14 protein-coding genes and 5 pseudogenes are annotated in these 16,867 nt (G+C 50.1%); 12 read left to right on the forward strand and 7 right to left on the reverse strand.

Annotated features, from left to right (window positions below):
- Positions 1 to 26 precede the first annotated feature (26 nt).
- Positions 27 to 731 carry an IS6-like element IS26 family transposase gene (locus ACQG11_RS24010; RefSeq protein ID WP_001067855.1) on the forward strand — a complete coding sequence of 235 codons (705 nt, stop codon included), beginning with the start codon at positions 27 to 29 and terminating at the stop codon, positions 729 to 731.
- Positions 732 to 780: 49 nt separating this feature from the next.
- Positions 781 to 1,512, forward strand: a pseudogene (locus ACQG11_RS24015) (SDR family oxidoreductase); the annotation flags it as partial.
- Between the two features lie 91 nt (positions 1,513 to 1,603).
- Here ACQG11_RS24015 and ACQG11_RS24020 read toward each other — a convergent pair.
- From ACQG11_RS24020 to ACQG11_RS24035, 4 genes and pseudogenes are all read right to left on the reverse strand, one after another.
- A complete protein-coding gene (locus ACQG11_RS24020; RefSeq protein WP_014386481.1) occupies positions 1,604 to 2,248 on the reverse strand; it encodes a quinolone resistance pentapeptide repeat protein QnrB1 in 645 nt (214 codons plus the stop codon).
- Positions 2,249 to 2,343: 95 nt separating this feature from the next.
- Positions 2,344 to 2,745, reverse strand: a pseudogene (locus tag ACQG11_RS24025) (helix-turn-helix domain-containing protein); the annotation flags it as partial.
- A 75-nt stretch (positions 2,746 to 2,820) separates the two neighbouring features.
- Entirely contained in the window at positions 2,821 to 5,838 is a 3,018-nt protein-coding gene (locus ACQG11_RS24030) for a Tn3-like element IS3000 family transposase (RefSeq protein WP_426728915.1), read from the reverse strand.
- 25 nt (positions 5,839 to 5,863) lie between these two features.
- Entirely contained in the window at positions 5,864 to 6,217 is a 354-nt protein-coding gene (locus ACQG11_RS24035; RefSeq protein ID WP_022631167.1) for a hypothetical protein, read from the reverse strand.
- Between the two features lie 248 nt (positions 6,218 to 6,465).
- Between ACQG11_RS24035 and ACQG11_RS24040 the strand changes: the two are divergent.
- The 5 genes and pseudogenes from ACQG11_RS24040 to ACQG11_RS24060 form a co-directional block, all read left to right on the forward strand.
- Positions 6,466 to 6,681 (forward strand): annotated as a pseudogene (locus tag ACQG11_RS24040) (NAD(P)-dependent dehydrogenase); the annotation flags it as partial.
- Between the two features lie 35 nt (positions 6,682 to 6,716).
- A complete protein-coding gene (locus tag ACQG11_RS24045) occupies positions 6,717 to 7,421 on the forward strand; it encodes an IS6-like element IS26 family transposase (RefSeq protein ID WP_001067855.1) in 705 nt (234 codons plus the stop codon).
- Positions 7,422 to 7,564: 143 nt separating this feature from the next.
- On the forward strand, positions 7,565 to 8,119 hold the full coding sequence (locus tag ACQG11_RS24050; RefSeq protein WP_063840321.1) for a fluoroquinolone-acetylating aminoglycoside 6'-N-acetyltransferase AAC(6')-Ib-cr5: 555 nt from the start codon (positions 7,565 to 7,567) through the stop codon (positions 8,117 to 8,119).
- 130 nt (positions 8,120 to 8,249) lie between these two features.
- Positions 8,250 to 9,080, forward strand: coding sequence for an oxacillin-hydrolyzing class D beta-lactamase OXA-1 (locus ACQG11_RS24055; RefSeq protein WP_001334766.1), 831 nt, complete (start codon positions 8,250 to 8,252; stop codon positions 9,078 to 9,080).
- Positions 9,081 to 9,217: 137 nt separating this feature from the next.
- Positions 9,218 to 9,658 (forward strand): annotated as a pseudogene (locus ACQG11_RS24060) (CatB-related O-acetyltransferase); the annotation flags it as partial.
- A 53-nt stretch (positions 9,659 to 9,711) separates the two neighbouring features.
- Here ACQG11_RS24060 and ACQG11_RS24065 read toward each other — a convergent pair.
- Positions 9,712 to 10,416: an IS6-like element IS26 family transposase gene (locus ACQG11_RS24065; protein ID WP_001067855.1), complete on the reverse strand. Its 705-nt coding sequence runs from the start codon at positions 10,414 to 10,416 to the stop codon at positions 9,712 to 9,714.
- 70 nt (positions 10,417 to 10,486) lie between these two features.
- Entirely contained in the window at positions 10,487 to 11,500 is a 1,014-nt protein-coding gene (gene intI1 / locus ACQG11_RS24070; RefSeq protein ID WP_000845039.1) for a class 1 integron integrase IntI1, read from the reverse strand.
- Between the two features lie 145 nt (positions 11,501 to 11,645).
- On the opposite strand from intI1, the pseudogene aadA1 reads away from it, so the two are divergent.
- A pseudogene (gene aadA1 / locus ACQG11_RS24075) lies at positions 11,646 to 12,484 on the forward strand (ANT(3'')-Ia family aminoglycoside nucleotidyltransferase AadA1).
- Positions 12,485 to 12,579: 95 nt separating this feature from the next.
- Here the strand turns inward: aadA1 and ACQG11_RS24080 are convergent.
- Positions 12,580 to 13,277 (reverse strand): IS1-like element IS1B family transposase gene (locus ACQG11_RS24080; protein ID WP_095033700.1). Its coding sequence is split into 2 segments (ribosomal slippage): positions 12,580 to 13,028 and positions 13,028 to 13,277, totalling 699 coding nucleotides; the frame shifts between segments, so codons are not numbered across the junction.
- 278 nt (positions 13,278 to 13,555) lie between these two features.
- On the opposite strand from ACQG11_RS24080, the gene catA reads away from it, so the two are divergent.
- The 4 genes from catA (at position 13,556) to ACQG11_RS24100 (ending at position 16,844) form a co-directional block, all read left to right on the forward strand.
- Positions 13,556 to 14,230 carry a type A chloramphenicol O-acetyltransferase gene (gene catA / locus ACQG11_RS24085; protein WP_031942326.1) on the forward strand — a complete coding sequence of 225 codons (675 nt, stop codon included), beginning with the start codon at positions 13,556 to 13,558 and terminating at the stop codon, positions 14,228 to 14,230.
- Between the two features lie 33 nt (positions 14,231 to 14,263).
- A protein-coding gene (locus ACQG11_RS24090; protein WP_095033700.1) for an IS1-like element IS1B family transposase occupies positions 14,264 to 14,961 on the forward strand; the annotation gives its coding sequence in 2 pieces (ribosomal slippage) (positions 14,264 to 14,513 and positions 14,513 to 14,961; 699 coding nt in all).
- On the forward strand, positions 14,954 to 16,192 hold the full coding sequence (locus ACQG11_RS24095; RefSeq protein WP_077269371.1) for a sensor histidine kinase: 1,239 nt from the start codon (positions 14,954 to 14,956) through the stop codon (positions 16,190 to 16,192). The genes ACQG11_RS24090 and ACQG11_RS24095 overlap by 8 nt, the downstream gene beginning before the upstream one ends.
- 217 nt (positions 16,193 to 16,409) lie before the next feature.
- Positions 16,410 to 16,844, forward strand: coding sequence for a hypothetical protein (locus tag ACQG11_RS24100; RefSeq protein WP_000723070.1), 435 nt, complete (start codon positions 16,410 to 16,412; stop codon positions 16,842 to 16,844).
- Positions 16,845 to 16,867: the final 23 nt, after the last annotated feature.

The following is a 16,867-nucleotide window of genomic DNA, read 5'->3' on the forward strand; positions in this document are numbered from 1 at the left end:
ATCCCCTTTTGCTGATGGAGCTGCACATGAACCCATTCAAAGGCCGGCATTTTCAGCGTGACATCATTCTGTGGGCCGTACGCTGGTACTGCAAATACGGCATCAGTTACCGTGAGCTGCAGGAGATGCTGGCTGAACGCGGAGTGAATGTCGATCACTCCACGATTTACCGCTGGGTTCAGCGTTATGCGCCTGAAATGGAAAAACGGCTGCGCTGGTACTGGCGTAACCCTTCCGATCTTTGCCCGTGGCACATGGATGAAACCTACGTGAAGGTCAATGGCCGCTGGGCGTATCTGTACCGGGCCGTCGACAGCCGGGGCCGCACTGTCGATTTTTATCTCTCCTCCCGTCGTAACAGCAAAGCTGCATACCGGTTTCTGGGTAAAATCCTCAACAACGTGAAGAAGTGGCAGATCCCGCGATTCATCAACACGGATAAAGCGCCCGCCTATGGTCGCGCGCTTGCTCTGCTCAAACGCGAAGGCCGGTGCCCGTCTGACGTTGAACACCGACAGATTAAGTACCGGAACAACGTGATTGAATGCGATCATGGCAAACTGAAACGGATAATCGGCGCCACGCTGGGATTTAAATCCATGAAGACGGCTTACGCCACCATCAAAGGTATTGAGGTGATGCGTGCACTACGCAAAGGCCAGGCCTCAGCATTTTATTATGGTGATCCCCTGGGCGAAATGCGCCTGGTAAGCAGAGTTTTTGAAATGTAAGGCCTTTGAATAAGACAAAAGGCTGCCTCATCGCTAACTTTGCAACAGTGCCTTAATTACCGGTGGGGATTCAGGGATTGGTCGTGCTGTTGCTATTGCCTATGCTCGTGAAGGCGCTGATGTTGCGATTAACTATTTACCTGAAGAAGAAGACGATGCGCGTGAAGTGGTCGATCTGATAAAAAAAGCAGGCAGAAATGTTTTGGCCATCCCCGGAGATATCCGTGATGAGGCTTTTTGCGGTCATCTGGTAACACAGGCGGTAAAAGGACTGGGAGGGTTGGATATCCTCGTCAATAATGCGGGTCGTCAGCAATTTTGTGAGTCAATTGAGGAACTCACCACAGAAGACTTCGACGCAACATTCAAAACCAATGTTTACGCTATGTTTTGGATCACCAAAGCGGCCATACCCCATCTTTCACCAGACAGCGTGATAATTAATACCTCCTCCGTACAGGCTTATGAGCCAAGTGAAATCTTGCTTGATTATGCTCAGACTAAAGCAGCTATCGTGGCATTTACTAAATCGCTGGCGAAACAGCTGGCCCCGAAAGGGATCCGTGTCAATGCCGTCGCGCCGGGTCCATACTGGACTGTACTGCAGTGCTGTGGTGGTCAACCGCAGGAAAAGGTGGAGAAATTTGGGGCAAATGCGCCGCTGGGACGCCCTGGTCAACCGGTGGAAATCGCGCCGCTTTATGTCACCCTGGCCGCTCGGGAGAACAGCTATACGTCTGGTCAGGTCTGGTGTTCTGATGGGGGGACCGGAACCCTCTAACGTTTACGATCTGTGCGTCGAAAGTGACTTTTAAGGCAAGGGCGGACACTATTGTATAAGGGCGGGAGCGGTACTTACCGCTCCGTGAATGCTAACCAATCACCGCGATGCCAAGTCGCTCCATGAGCAACGATGCCTGGTAGTTGTCCAACTTAACGCCTTGTAAATCAACGCCCCGAATATCTAAGTCACCCAACTCCGAATTGGTCAGATCGCAATGTGTGAAGTTTGCTGCTCGCCAGTCGAAAGTCGAAAACTCGCCGCCGGAGAGATCTGAACCACTGAACGTCGCGCCCAGTACCTGGGCACCTATCCAACGGTTTTCCCACAGCTCACACTTTTCCAACACGACTTTCGAAAAATTGGCGTAGCTTAGATTGGTATTCGTGATATATGCGCTACAAAACCAGGTGCGCGTGGTGATCATATTCATAAAGCTTGCGCCGCGGAAATCTGCGCCTTGTGCGCGGCAGTGGCGAATTTCAATGCCCAGCGCACTGGAATTGCGAAAATCCGCCATGGATAAATCACAGCTTTTAAAAATGGCATCTTTCAGCATCGCACGACTAAAATTGCACCCTTTCTGGCTTTCACGATCATAGAACTGACAGCCGATAAATTCAGTGCCGCTCAGGTCGGCACCTGAAAAATCACAGTTAAAAAATGTACTATTTTCAATTTTCTCACCGGTGAAACGGTTTCTGTCAATTTTTTCGCCAACGAGTGCCAGAGCCATATTTGTACCTGTTTTTTTTATACAGTAATGGCGTCATGGTAAACCCTGATGAGGTTATGCGTCAAATCCGCCAATATGACATCTGCAAATGTGCGTTAAATCTGGTGTTTTTTCAGCAAAGCGCGAAGCTGATGGTAAGTCAGACCCAGTAATTCAGCGGCTTTTTTCTGGTTAAATTTTGCCTGCTGTAAGCTGGTTTGTAGAAAGTCTTTCTCTTGCTGCTGCTGGAATTCACGCAGATCCAGCGGTAACCCTACAGACATCGGTTTAGTTTCCGGCGCCTGCGGCTGAGTAGTGTGGCGGCGGAAGGGGTCAATGATTATCTCATCCAGCGGGTAATCACTGGTTCCATGCCGGTAAACGGATCGCTCCACGACGTTTTTCAGTTCACGAATATTGCCCGGCCAACGGTAGTGGAGGAGAGTTTCTCTGGCCTCGGCACTAAAACCCGGAAACAGAGGTAATCCGATCTCGCGGCACATCTGAATGGCAAAATGGGGTTCTAGGGATTTTCCGTCCAAAAACGACAAAGTGCTCTGGAGGCCGCGCCGTCCGTGGCCTCCAGAGGGGTATTACTTTTCGCTGACGGGTAAATATCCCTCGATTGAGCGCATAAGCTCCTCCAGATCTGGCAATTTTTCGCTCAATTCGAAGTGGTAAGTCCCCTTGAGGTTAATGTTGTGCCAGGCCACAGGGGATGCCTGTTTGACGATATCTATTCTCTTGGTATCTCCTTGGTATTCGAAGCTGGTCAACAGCTGGCTGAGTATCCTGGAGTGGAAGTAAACGATGGCATTGGTGACCAGGCGAGCGCACTCATTCCATAGCTGGATTTCTTCGTCTGAACTGCCCCGGAACTGATCCCCATTGACGCTGCTCACGGCCCGACGCAGTTGGTGATAGGCCTCTCCCCGGTTCAGCGCGCGCTGAACATAGTTTCTTAAACTGGCATCATCGATGTAGCACAGTAGATAATTCGCTTTCACCAGGCGATTGTATTCCGTCAGGGCTTCCAGCAGCGGGTGATTGCGCTTGTACTCCGAGAGCTTTCTCACCAAGGTGGCTTGCGTTGTTTTCCGCTGCTTAAGTGATACTGCAATCCGTTGGATGGTATCCCAGTGCTGCGCAATACGATGGGTATTGATTGGCTTTTTTAAGCACAGCTGAATTCGGTGTTCTTTGTCTTCCTTGACATCAAACATGTCATTGATCACTTTGCCAACCTGGGCATAGCGTGGGGCAAACTGGTATCCGAACAGATCCAGTAACGCGAAGTTCACATGGTTCACCCCATGGGTATCGGTTGAGAGCACATCCGGAATGATGTCTGACGTATTGCTCATCAACAAATCAAAGATGTAGTGCGATTCATGTTCGTTGGCGCCGATCACTCTGGCGTTGATCGCAGCGTGATTGGCGATCAAGGTCATGGCAGAAACACCTTTTTGAGTGCCAAAGTACTTCGACGAATAACGGGTTTTGAAGGTCTCGCGCCGGGCTTCGAACTTTTGACCATCGGCACTGGCGTGGATCACATCTTCCTGGATGTTGTAGTACCGGAAGATGGGTAGCTTGGCTGTCGCGTTATTGATGTTGTCGTTAGCAGCATTCAATGTTTCCAGGCGAAGATAGTTCGCCTGGATAGTGCTGAGCTGATCATAGGTACGATCAGAGATCTGTGCCATGCCGTAAATGCCTTGATTGGTTGCATTGCCGACCAGAATTGCCAACAGGTCATATTCATGGGAACGGCTTCTGGATTGGGAACCCAGCACATGAGCGAAGCAGTCAATGAAACCGGTGTCACGATCAACCATGCGCAGTACATCCGCAATCCCCGTTGTGGGAATTTGCTGGAAGAAGGGATTGTTGACCAGATGATGTTTGCTGGCCGAAGGCAGGCGCCAGAAGCGTTTACCCTGCGGATTACGCAAGATGATATTCCGGTTGTCTTCCTGTTCAAGATATTCGCCGACTTCGTACAAACGGGTATCCAATTCCATGGCCATCTGTTTGATCAGCTTTTCAGGCTCCTCCGCTAATTTTGTAAAATGGCTCTGTTGAAGCAGCGTATATTTGTTTTTTCGCCAATGTTCCCCGTCGATCAGGTCGGCGTCGAGTGCCCGGTATTTAGTGATATCAGGCAGCGTCAGCTGGCCATTCAGGCGATCAGGAATCTGTTGATAGAGGAACCACTCATAACGATCGATCAGGATATTCCCTTCACCATCCAGCAGGAATTCACGTGATTTTTTGGAAAGGAGTCTGGTGTCGGCAGTTTGCAACTGAGCGTCCTGGCCGTTGAGTTCGTTTTGTGTTTTCGCCAAGGCGGCCGCTAAGTGCTGGGTGCCGTCGCAGCCTTCGAAGCGCAGACATAGGAACAACTCTCGCAGCAAACCTTTCCGCAGACTTTCTTTCTCGTCGCAGTACTGCCACATGGCTTCATCGACCGATCGTCGCTGCTCGTTCAGGAAGAGACATACAGATTCCAGATCCCTTTTGGTCAGCAGGCTCAGTGCTTGCTGTCTTACTGTTGCAAACGGTAGTTGCAGATCAATGCTGTCATCAATGAACAGGTGCAGTACTTCAGCTGCCTTGCTGACATTTTTAGCTGCTTTTTGCCAATCCTTAAACACCGCTTCCTGCGCATAATCCTTTGCCTTCTGTTTGGTCTGTCTGACATGATGCACAAAGCCATCGGCAATACGTTCCAGCGCTTGCTGCCATCGCGTTTGAAGATAGCACAATAAATACAGCCATTGGCTGCCTACGGTTTGACGTTTCAGTTTGGCACCGTAGTAGTCGACTTTCTCTGCCAGGTGTTGCAGATTTTTCTGCGACAGTGATAGCGTGCTCAACAGCAGATCCACTTCCGGCATCCAATGCTGGATATGGCGATAGACAATCAGTTCTTTCTCCAACTCGGTTCCGGTGAAGTTACGAGCCGATTGTCGCAACTGTCGGAACGGCAGTGGACCTGTGCCGTTCACGAGCTCCGCCAGTGCTTGCTTAAGACCGCGTGACATTGCACGCTCAAGGTGCGCGGCCATGTGTTCCTGTTCGTCTCCCACCACCTGACTGATGATCTTTTGCAGCGTGCTGTAGGCAGGGATTGCGATCTTCTGCCCCGAACAATATTCATTGGCCGCATCGAAGAGGTGCCTAGGCGCTGTCCAGGCTCTGGCTTGCTGGGATAAGTAATCTCTCAACGCCGCTCCATGGTCTTTGACATTCCAGCGCTGGTAGTTGCAGAGCTGGAAAACACGTTGGTAAATCCGTTCGTTCTCTTTTGGCGTGAGATTAAAGGGTCTACAGCCTGGGCCTGGTAGAACGGTTTGATAAACGTATTTGAGGTCCTGCTTGATCTGATGAAAGCCGGGATTCAGCACCACCGGCTTGGCTTTGAAATAGCCCAGCAGTACCACCAGCATGTAACGCTGGCCCCGATGACGGAGGCTTTTAGCGATCGCCAGTTCCTTATCGTTCAGCGAGAAAAAGAAGCGTTGGTCGGCGGAGGTGAAAGCGGGGGGTCCATATAACTCATCTTGTTCTGCCTCGGACAAGATTTGGACACGTTCTTCGAATGCCATGGATTTAGCCCAAAAAGACTAAATCTTACTCAAACAGAGCCCAAATAGGGATCTCGAAAAAAGTAATACCCCTCTGGAGGCCACAGACGGCGGGGCCTCCAGAGCACTTTGTCGTTTTTGGACGGAAAATCCCTAGAACCCCAAATTTGTCTCCGTCTTGATCCTCGATGAGATTACCTCGCAGAGAAATGGTCGCACCGTCATGCATCGTTTTGGCCTGTTCGACAGTCATGATTCTTGCATCTTCAGTCCCACGATAACCTTCATCCAGAGCGTGGGCTGGCGGTGGAGCTGTATCATTTTTCAACCCGCCGTTATCATCAGCAAGCGCTGGCGACAATAAAAAACAACATAATAATGGCGTTATGGATAATTTCATATGTTCTCCTTTTGCCAAGGTTGAAATGTTAAGTGTGGTTGCTATTTATTAACACTGCGAACTGGATAAGTCTCAAATAATATTGTTTAAATTAAATCTAACGTTGGTGGGGATATAAGCGCAACGGTAGAGGAAAGTAGGGGGGGTAATATTCCGAGAAAATTAAGTGTAGCTGGATAATATAGGTCATGCCATTCATTTTGGTCTACGCTTATTAGTCTTTGTGATAAATAATGAGAGGTAATTGAATGGCTGGCTTAAACAAGGAAAAAAAGACCATCAATAAAACCAATTCTGCGCGTTTTCCGGCGCCGCCTTTTCAACAGCAGCAGCAGCCCTTTCCCGGGCTGGCGGGGAAAATGCAACCGCGCCCCGATCATGGAGAAGACAGCTATCAGGGAAGCGGTCGCCTGAATGGGCGCAAGGTATTAATTACGGCACTGTTGCAAATAGTCGGTGGTGATAAACTTATCATCCCCTTTTGCTGATGGAGCTGCACATGAACCCATTCAAAGGCCGGCATTTTCAGCGTGACATCATTCTGTGGGCCGTACGCTGGTACTGCAAATACGGCATCAGTTACCGTGAGCTGCAGGAGATGCTGGCTGAACGCGGAGTGAATGTCGATCACTCCACGATTTACCGCTGGGTTCAGCGTTATGCGCCTGAAATGGAAAAACGGCTGCGCTGGTACTGGCGTAACCCTTCCGATCTTTGCCCGTGGCACATGGATGAAACCTACGTGAAGGTCAATGGCCGCTGGGCGTATCTGTACCGGGCCGTCGACAGCCGGGGCCGCACTGTCGATTTTTATCTCTCCTCCCGTCGTAACAGCAAAGCTGCATACCGGTTTCTGGGTAAAATCCTCAACAACGTGAAGAAGTGGCAGATCCCGCGATTCATCAACACGGATAAAGCGCCCGCCTATGGTCGCGCGCTTGCTCTGCTCAAACGCGAAGGCCGGTGCCCGTCTGACGTTGAACACCGACAGATTAAGTACCGGAACAACGTGATTGAATGCGATCATGGCAAACTGAAACGGATAATCGGCGCCACGCTGGGATTTAAATCCATGAAGACGGCTTACGCCACCATCAAAGGTATTGAGGTGATGCGTGCACTACGCAAAGGCCAGGCCTCAGCATTTTATTATGGTGATCCCCTGGGCGAAATGCGCCTGGTAAGCAGAGTTTTTGAAATGTAAGGCCTTTGAATAAGACAAAAGGCTGCCTCATCGCTAACTTTGCAACAGTGCCTTTAAGCGTGCATAATAAGCCCTACACAAATTGGGAGTTAGACATCATGAGCAACGCAAAAACAAAGTTAGGCATCACAAAGTACAGCATCGTGACCAACAGCAACGATTCCGTCACACTGCGCCTCATGACTGAGCATGACCTTGCGATGCTCTATGAGTGGCTAAATCGATCTCATATCGTCGAGTGGTGGGGCGGAGAAGAAGCACGCCCGACACTTGCTGACGTACAGGAACAGTACTTGCCAAGCGTTTTAGCGCAAGAGTCCGTCACTCCATACATTGCAATGCTGAATGGAGAGCCGATTGGGTATGCCCAGTCGTACGTTGCTCTTGGAAGCGGGGACGGACGGTGGGAAGAAGAAACCGATCCAGGAGTACGCGGAATAGACCAGTTACTGGCGAATGCATCACAACTGGGCAAAGGCTTGGGAACCAAGCTGGTTCGAGCTCTGGTTGAGTTGCTGTTCAATGATCCCGAGGTCACCAAGATCCAAACGGACCCGTCGCCGAGCAACTTGCGAGCGATCCGATGCTACGAGAAAGCGGGGTTTGAGAGGCAAGGTACCGTAACCACCCCATATGGTCCAGCCGTGTACATGGTTCAAACACGCCAGGCATTCGAGCGAACACGCAGTGATGCCTAACCCTTCCATCGAGGGGGACGTCCAAGGGCTGGCGCCCTTGGCCGCCCCTCATGTCAAACGTTGGGCGAACCCGGAGCCTCATTAATTGTTAGCCGTTAAAATTAAGCCCTTTACCAAACCAATACTTATTATGAAAAACACAATACATATCAACTTCGCTATTTTTTTAATAATTGCAAATATTATCTACAGCAGCGCCAGTGCATCAACAGATATCTCTACTGTTGCATCTCCATTATTTGAAGGAACTGAAGGTTGTTTTTTACTTTACGATGCATCCACAAACGCTGAAATTGCTCAATTCAATAAAGCAAAGTGTGCAACGCAAATGGCACCAGATTCAACTTTCAAGATCGCATTATCACTTATGGCATTTGATGCGGAAATAATAGATCAGAAAACCATATTCAAATGGGATAAAACCCCCAAAGGAATGGAGATCTGGAACAGCAATCATACACCAAAGACGTGGATGCAATTTTCTGTTGTTTGGGTTTCGCAAGAAATAACCCAAAAAATTGGATTAAATAAAATCAAGAATTATCTCAAAGATTTTGATTATGGAAATCAAGACTTCTCTGGAGATAAAGAAAGAAACAACGGATTAACAGAAGCATGGCTCGAAAGTAGCTTAAAAATTTCACCAGAAGAACAAATTCAATTCCTGCGTAAAATTATTAATCACAATCTCCCAGTTAAAAACTCAGCCATAGAAAACACCATAGAGAACATGTATCTACAAGATCTGGATAATAGTACAAAACTGTATGGGAAAACTGGTGCAGGATTCACAGCAAATAGAACCTTACAAAACGGATGGTTTGAAGGGTTTATTATAAGCAAATCAGGACATAAATATGTTTTTGTGTCCGCACTTACAGGAAACTTGGGGTCGAATTTAACATCAAGCATAAAAGCCAAGAAAAATGCGATCACCATTCTAAACACACTAAATTTATAAAAAATCTAATGGCAAAATCGCCCAACCCTTCAATCAAGTCGGGACGGCCAAAAGCAAGCTTTTGGCTCCCCTCGCTGGCGCTCGGCGCCCCTTATTTCAAACGTTAGACGGCAAAGTCACAGACCGCGGGATCTCTTATGACCAACTACTTTGATAGCCCCTTCAAAGGCAAGCTGCTTTCTGAGCAAGTGAAGAACCCCAATATCAAAGTTGGGCGGTACAGCTATTACTCTGGCTACTATCATGGGCACTCATTCGATGACTGCGCACGGTATCTGTTTCCGGACCGTGATGACGTTGATAAGTTGATCATCGGTAGTTTCTGCTCTATCGGGAGTGGGGCTTCCTTTATCATGGCTGGCAATCAGGGGCATCGGTACGACTGGGCATCATCTTTCCCGTTCTTTTATATGCAGGAAGAACCTGCATTCTCAAGCGCACTCGATGCCTTCCAAAAAGCAGGTAATACTGTCATTGGCAATGACGTTTGGATCGGCTCTGAGGCAATGGTCATGCCCGGAATCAAGATCGGGCACGGTGCGGTGATAGGCAGCCGCTCGTTGGTGACAAAAGATGTGGGGCACTGTTGCAAAGTTAGCGATGAGGCAGCCTTTTGTCTTATTCAAAGGCCTTACATTTCAAAAACTCTGCTTACCAGGCGCATTTCGCCCAGGGGATCACCATAATAAAATGCTGAGGCCTGGCCTTTGCGTAGTGCACGCATCACCTCAATACCTTTGATGGTGGCGTAAGCCGTCTTCATGGATTTAAATCCCAGCGTGGCGCCGATTATCCGTTTCAGTTTGCCATGATCGCATTCAATCACGTTGTTCCGGTACTTAATCTGTCGGTGTTCAACGTCAGACGGGCACCGGCCTTCGCGTTTGAGCAGAGCAAGCGCGCGACCATAGGCGGGCGCTTTATCCGTGTTGATGAATCGCGGGATCTGCCACTTCTTCACGTTGTTGAGGATTTTACCCAGAAACCGGTATGCAGCTTTGCTGTTACGACGGGAGGAGAGATAAAAATCGACAGTGCGGCCCCGGCTGTCGACGGCCCGGTACAGATACGCCCAGCGGCCATTGACCTTCACGTAGGTTTCATCCATGTGCCACGGGCAAAGATCGGAAGGGTTACGCCAGTACCAGCGCAGCCGTTTTTCCATTTCAGGCGCATAACGCTGAACCCAGCGGTAAATCGTGGAGTGATCGACATTCACTCCGCGTTCAGCCAGCATCTCCTGCAGCTCACGGTAACTGATGCCGTATTTGCAGTACCAGCGTACGGCCCACAGAATGATGTCACGCTGAAAATGCCGGCCTTTGAATGGGTTCATGTGCAGCTCCATCAGCAAAAGGGGATGATAAGTTTATCACCACCGACTATTTGCAACAGTGCCCGCTGCCCTACCTCTCACTAGTGAGGGGCGGCAGCGCATCAAGCGGTGAGCGCACTCCGGCACCGCCAACTTTCAGCACATGCGTGTAAATCATCGTCGTAGAGACGTCGGAATGGCCGAGCAGATCCTGCACGGTTCGAATGTCGTAACCGCTGCGGAGCAAGGCCGTCGCGAACGAGTGGCGGAGGGTGTGCGGTGTGGCGGGCTTCGTGATGCCTGCTTGTTCTACGGCACGTTTGAAGGCGCGCTGAAAGGTCTGGTCATACATGTGATGGCGACGCACGACACCGCTCCGTGGATCGGTCGAATGCGTGTGCTGCGCAAAAACCCAGAACCACGGCCAGGAATGCCCGGCGCGCGGATACTTCCGCTCAAGGGCGTCGGGAAGCGCAACGCCGCTGCGGCCCTCGGCCTGGTCCTTCAGCCACCATGCCCGTGCACGCGACAGCTGCTCGCGCAGGCTGGGTGCCAAGCTCTCGGGTAACATCAAGGCCCGATCCTTGGAGCCCTTGCCCTCCCGCACGATGATCGTGCCGTGATCGAAATCCAGATCCTTGACCCGCAGTTGCAAACCCTCACTGATCCGCATGCCCGTTCCATACAGAAGCTGGGCGAACAAACGATGCTCGCCTTCCAGAAAACCGAGGATGCGAACCACTTCATCCGGGGTCAGCACCACCGGCAAGCGCCGCGACGGCCGAGGTCTTCCGATCTCCTGAAGCCAGGGCAGATCCGTGCACAGCACCTTGCCGTAGAAGAACAGCAAGGCCGCCAATGCCTGACGATGCGTGGAGACCGAAACCTTGCGCTCGTTCGCCAGCCAGGACAGAAATGCCTCGACTTCGCTGCTGCCCAAGGTTGCCGGGTGACGCACACCGTGGAAACGGATGAAGGCACGAACCCAGTGGACATAAGCCTGTTCGGTTGGTAAGCTGTAATGCAAGTAGCGTATGCGCTCACGCAACTGGTCCAGAACCTTGACCGAACGCAGCGGTGGTAACGGCGCAGTGGCGGTTTTCATGGCTTGTTATGACTGTTTTTTTGTACAGTCTATGCCTCGGGCATCCAAGCAGCAAGCGCGTTACGCCGTGGGTCGATGTTTGATGTTATGGAGCAGCAACGATGTTACGCAGCAGGGCAGTCGCCCTAAAACAAAGTTAAACATCATGAGGGAAGCGATGATCGCCGAAGTATCGACTCAACTATCAGAGGTAGTTGGCGTCATCGAGCGCCATCTCGAACCGACGTTGCTGGCCGTACATTTGTACGGCTCCGCAGTGGATGGCGGCCTGAAGCCACACAGTGATATTGATTTGCTGGTTACGGTGACCGTAAGGCTTGATGAAACAACGCGGCGAGCTTTGATCAACGACCTTTTGGAAACTTCGGCTTCCCCTGGAGAGAGCGAGATTCTCCGCGCTGTAGAAGTCACCATTGTTGTGCACGACGACATCATTCCGTGGCGTTATCCAGCTAAGCGCGAACTGCAATTTGGAGAATGGCAGCGCAATGACATTCTTGCAGGTATCTTCGAGCCAGCCACGATCGACATTGATCTGGCTATCTTGCTGACAAAAGCAAGAGAACATAGCGTTGCCTTGGTAGGTCCAGCGGCGGAGGAACTCTTTGATCCGGTTCCTGAACAGGATCTATTTGAGGCGCTAAATGAAACCTTAACGCTATGGAACTCGCCGCCCGACTGGGCTGGCGATGAGCGAAATGTAGTGCTTACGTTGTCCCGCATTTGGTACAGCGCAGTAACCGGCAAAATCGCGCCGAAGGATGTCGCTGCCGACTGGGCAATGGAGCGCCTGCCGGCCCAGTATCAGCCCGTCATACTTGAAGCTAGACAGGCTTATCTTGGACAAGAAGAAGATCGCTTGGCCTCGCGCGCAGATCAGTTGGAAGAATTTGTTCACTACGTGAAAGGCGAGATCACCAAGGTAGTCGGCAAATAATGTCTAACAATTCGTTCAAGCCGACGCCGCTTCGCGGCGCGGCTTAACTCAAGCGTTAGATGCACTAAGCACATAATTGCTCACAGCCAAACTATCAGGTCAAGTCTGCTTTTATTATTTTTAAGCGGGTAATGACTCCAACTTATTGATAGTGTTTTATGTTCAGATAATGCCCGATGACTTTGTCATGCAGCTCCACCGATTTTGAGAACGACAGCGACTTCCGTCCCAGCCGTGCCAGGTGCTGCCTCAGATTCAGGTTATGCCGCTCAATTCGCTGCGTATATCGCTTGCTGATTACGTGCAGCTTTCCCTTCAGGCGGGATTCATACAGCGGCCAGCCATCCGTCATCCATATCACCACGTCAAAGGGTGACAGCAGGCTCATAAGACGCCCCAGCGTCGCCATCGTGCGTTCACCGAATACGTGCGCAACAACCGTCTTCCGGAGCCTGTCATACGCGTAAAACAGCCAGCGCTGGCGCGATTTAGCCCCGACGTATCCCCACTGTTCGTCCATTTCCGCGCAGACGATGACGTCACTGCCCGGCTGTATGCGCGAGGTTACCGACTGCGGCCTGAGTTTTTTAAATGGCGGAAAATCGTGTTGAGGCCAACGCCCATAATGCGGGCGGTTGCCCGGCATCCAACGCCATTCATGGCCATATCAATGATTTTCTGGTGCGTACCGGGTTGAGAAGCGGTGTAAGTGAACTGCAGTTGCCATGTTTTACGGCAGTGAGAGCAGAGATAGCGCTGATGTCCGGCGGTGCTTTTGCCGTTACGCACCACCCCGTCAGTAGCTGAACAGGAGGGACAGCTGATAGAAACAGAAGCCACTGGAGCACCTCAAAAACACCATCATACACTAAATCAGTAAGTTGGCAGCATCACCCGACGCACTTTGCGCCGAATAAATACCTGTGACGGAAGATCACTTCGCAGAATAAATAAATCCTGGTGTCCCTGTTGATACCGGGAAGCCCTGGGCCAACTTTTGGCGAAAATGAGACGTTGATCGGCACGTAAGAGGTTCCAACTTTCACCATAATGAAATAAGATCACTACCGGGCGTATTTTTTGAGTTATCGAGATTTTCAGGAGCTAAGGAAGCTAAAATGGAGAAAAAAATCACTGGATATACCACCGTTGATATATCCCAATGGCATCGTAAAGAACATTTTGAGGCATTTCAGTCAGTTGCTCAATGTACCTATAACCAGACCGTTCAGCTGGATATTACGGCCTTTTTAAAGACCGTAAAGAAAAATAAGCACAAGTTTTATCCGGCCTTTATTCACATTCTTGCCCGCCTGATGAATGCTCATCCGGAATTCCGTATGGCAATGAAAGACGGTGAGCTGGTGATATGGGATAGTGTTCACCCTTGTTACACCGTTTTCCATGAGCAAACTGAAACGTTTTCATCGCTCTGGAGTGAATACCACGACGATTTCCGGCAGTTTCTACACATATATTCGCAAGATGTGGCGTGTTACGGTGAAAACCTGGCCTATTTCCCTAAAGGGTTTATTGAGAATATGTTTTTCGTCTCAGCCAATCCCTGGGTGAGTTTCACCAGTTTTGATTTAAACGTGGCCAATATGGACAACTTCTTCGCCCCCGTTTTCACCATGGGCAAATATTATACGCAAGGCGACAAGGTGCTGATGCCGCTGGCGATTCAGGTTCATCATGCCGTTTGTGATGGCTTCCATGTCGGCAGAATGCTTAATGAATTACAACAGTACTGCGATGAGTGGCAGGGCGGGGTGATGCTGCCAACTTACTGATTTAGTGTATGATGGTGTTTTTGAGGTGCTCCAGTGGCTTCTGTTTCTATCAGCTGTCCCTCCTGTTCAGCTACTGACGGGGTGGTGCGTAACGGCAAAAGCACTGCCGGACATCAGCGCTATCTCTGCTCTCACTGCCGTAAAACATGGCAACTGCAGTTCACTTACACCGCTTCTCAACCCGGTACGCACCAGAAAATCATTGATATGGCCATGAATGGCGTTGGATGCCGGGCAACCGCCCGCATTATGGGCGTTGGCCTCAACACGATTTTCCGCCATTTAAAAAACTCAGGCCGCAGTCGGTAACCTCGCGCATACAGCCGGGCAGTGACGTCATCGTCTGCGCGGAAATGGACGAACAGTGGGGATACGTCGGGGCTAAATCGCGCCAGCGCTGGCTGTTTTACGCGTATGACAGGCTCCGGAAGACGGTTGTTGCGCACGTATTCGGTGAACGCACGATGGCGACGCTGGGGCGTCTTATGAGCCTGCTGTCACCCTTTGACGTGGTGATATGGATGACGGATGGCTGGCCGCTGTATGAATCCCGCCTGAAGGGAAAGCTGCACGTAATCAGCAAGCGATATACGCAGCGAATTGAGCGGCATAACCTGAATCTGAGGCAGCACCTGGCACGGCTGGGACGGAAGTCGCTGTCGTTCTCAAAATCGGTGGAGCTGCATGACAAAGTCATCGGGCATTATCTGAACATAAAACACTATCAATAAGTTGGAGTCATTACCCCGGAACAAAACGGATATTAAGTCATTATCAGAAAAAATAAACGATGCGATGGTAGGGCACAATGGTTTATTCATTTCTATAAAAAACATGGAAAATGAAAAAATTGTTGAACTCTATGCCAAAAATTCTGTTGTTCCAGCGGTCCTGCTTAATAAGTCGGGTGATATTCTCGACTATATGATCCAGACGGAAGAAAATAACACCGTGTACCGCAGTATCTCGCGGCGGGTTGCCGTGACGCCGGAACAGGGTAAAAGCAAACATGTCATCATTACGGTTGCCACGGATACTGGGTATCACACCCTGTTTATGGATAAGCTCAGTACCTGGCTGTTCTGGTTCAATATCGGTCTGGTCTTTATTTCTGTTTTTCTGGGCTGGCTGACCACACGTATTGGTCTGAAACCGCTACGGGAAATGACCAGTCTGGCTTCCTCCATGACCGTACACAGCCTGGATCAGCGTCTTAATCCCGATTTGGCTCCGCCGGAAATTTCTGAGACCATGCAGGAGTTCAATAACATGTTCGATCGCCTGGAGGGGTCATTCCGGAAACTGTCAGATTTCTCGTCTGACATCGCGCATGAGCTGCGCACAGCGGTCAGTAATCTGATGATGCAGACGCAGTTTGCACTGGCTAAGGAAAGGGATGTTTCGCATTACCGCGAAATCTTATTCGCTTACCTGGAAGAACTGAAAAGGTTGTCACGAATGACCAGTGATATGCTTTTTCTGGCACGTTCAGAGCATGGTCTGCTGCAGCTGGATAAACATGATGTGGATCTGGCCGCCGAACTGAATGAATTACGTGAGCTGTTCGAGCCTCTGGCAGACGAAACAGGAAAGACAATCACCGTTGAAGGAGAGGGCGTTGTTGCCGGAGACAGCGATATGCTGCGACGTGCTTTCAGTAACCTGCTTTCCAATGCAATCAAGTATTCTCCCGATAACACCTGTACAGCGATACACCTTGAGCGTGACAGTGACTGTGTGAACGTGATGATTACGAATACGATGTCCGGCCAGGTTCCCGCTAATCTGGAACGTTTGTTTGATCGGTTCTATCGAGCTGATTCATCAAGGGTCCACAACACGGAAGGCGCGGGGCTGGGATTATCAATTACAAGGTCGATCATTCATGCTCATGGCGGCGAGCTGTCAGCAGAACAGCAGGGGCGGGAAATTGTGTTCAGTGTGCGCCTGTTAATGGATTAATCCCGTTCTTCAGGAGAAACCTGGAAGGTGACAAAATTGTCATCATTCAGTCACGCGATAAACAGAGGCGGTTTTTTATAATCATACATAAATCAGGAGCAGAGTGATAACGCAATCGCCTGGTTCCTGGAGTGATGAATAACCCGCCCTGAGATCAAATGCTTTCTCTGTTATAAGCCGTTGATTGTTTGGGTATGAAAACACCGGAGACCCAACCATGAAAAAGATCCTTGTATCATTTGTTGCCATTATGGCTGTCGCTTCATCCGCCATGGCTGCAGAGACAATGAACATGCATGACCAGGTAAATAATGCCCAGGCACCCGCCCATCAGATGCAGTCAACCTCTGAAAAAAGCGCTGTTCAGGGAGACAGTATGACAATGATGGATATGAGCGGACACGATCAGGCTGCAATGTCCCATGAAATGATGCAAAACGGCAACGCTTCTGCCCACCAGGACATGGCGGAGATGCATAAAAAAATGATGAAAGGCAAACCAGGGGCCACCAACGAATCAGCAACGTCATTTTCAGAAATGAACGAGCATGAAAAAGCCGCTGTTGTGCACGAGAAGGCGAATAATGGTCAGTCTTCCGTTATTCATCAGCAGCAGGCTGAAAAGCATCGCAGCCAGATCACCCAGAATTAACCCGCAGCTCCACTTGTTAGACC

The organism is Enterobacter cloacae complex sp. 372C4, from assembly GCF_050030615.1.
Taxonomy (GTDB): Bacteria; Pseudomonadota; Gammaproteobacteria; order Enterobacterales; family Enterobacteriaceae; genus Enterobacter; species Enterobacter intestinihominis.

Coding starts and splice junctions, on each gene's coding strand:
- ACQG11_RS24010 (WP_001067855.1), top strand. CDS start 27: ATGAACCCATTCAAAGGCCGGCATTTTCAGCGTGACATCATTCTGTGG.
- ACQG11_RS24020 (WP_014386481.1), bottom strand. CDS start 2,248: ATGGCTCTGGCACTCGTTGGCGAAAAAATTGACAGAAACCGTTTCACC.
- ACQG11_RS24030 (WP_426728915.1), bottom strand. CDS start 5,838: ATGGCATTCGAAGAACGTGTCCAAATCTTGTCCGAGGCAGAACAAGAT.
- ACQG11_RS24035 (WP_022631167.1), bottom strand. CDS start 6,217: ATGAAATTATCCATAACGCCATTATTATGTTGTTTTTTATTGTCGCCA.
- ACQG11_RS24045 (WP_001067855.1), top strand. CDS start 6,717: ATGAACCCATTCAAAGGCCGGCATTTTCAGCGTGACATCATTCTGTGG.
- ACQG11_RS24055 (WP_001334766.1), top strand. CDS start 8,250: ATGAAAAACACAATACATATCAACTTCGCTATTTTTTTAATAATTGCA.
- ACQG11_RS24065 (WP_001067855.1), bottom strand. CDS start 10,416: ATGAACCCATTCAAAGGCCGGCATTTTCAGCGTGACATCATTCTGTGG.
- intI1 (WP_000845039.1), bottom strand. CDS start 11,500: ATGAAAACCGCCACTGCGCCGTTACCACCGCTGCGTTCGGTCAAGGTT.
- catA (WP_031942326.1), top strand. CDS start 13,556: ATGGAGAAAAAAATCACTGGATATACCACCGTTGATATATCCCAATGG.
- ACQG11_RS24100 (WP_000723070.1), top strand. CDS start 16,410: ATGAAAAAGATCCTTGTATCATTTGTTGCCATTATGGCTGTCGCTTCA.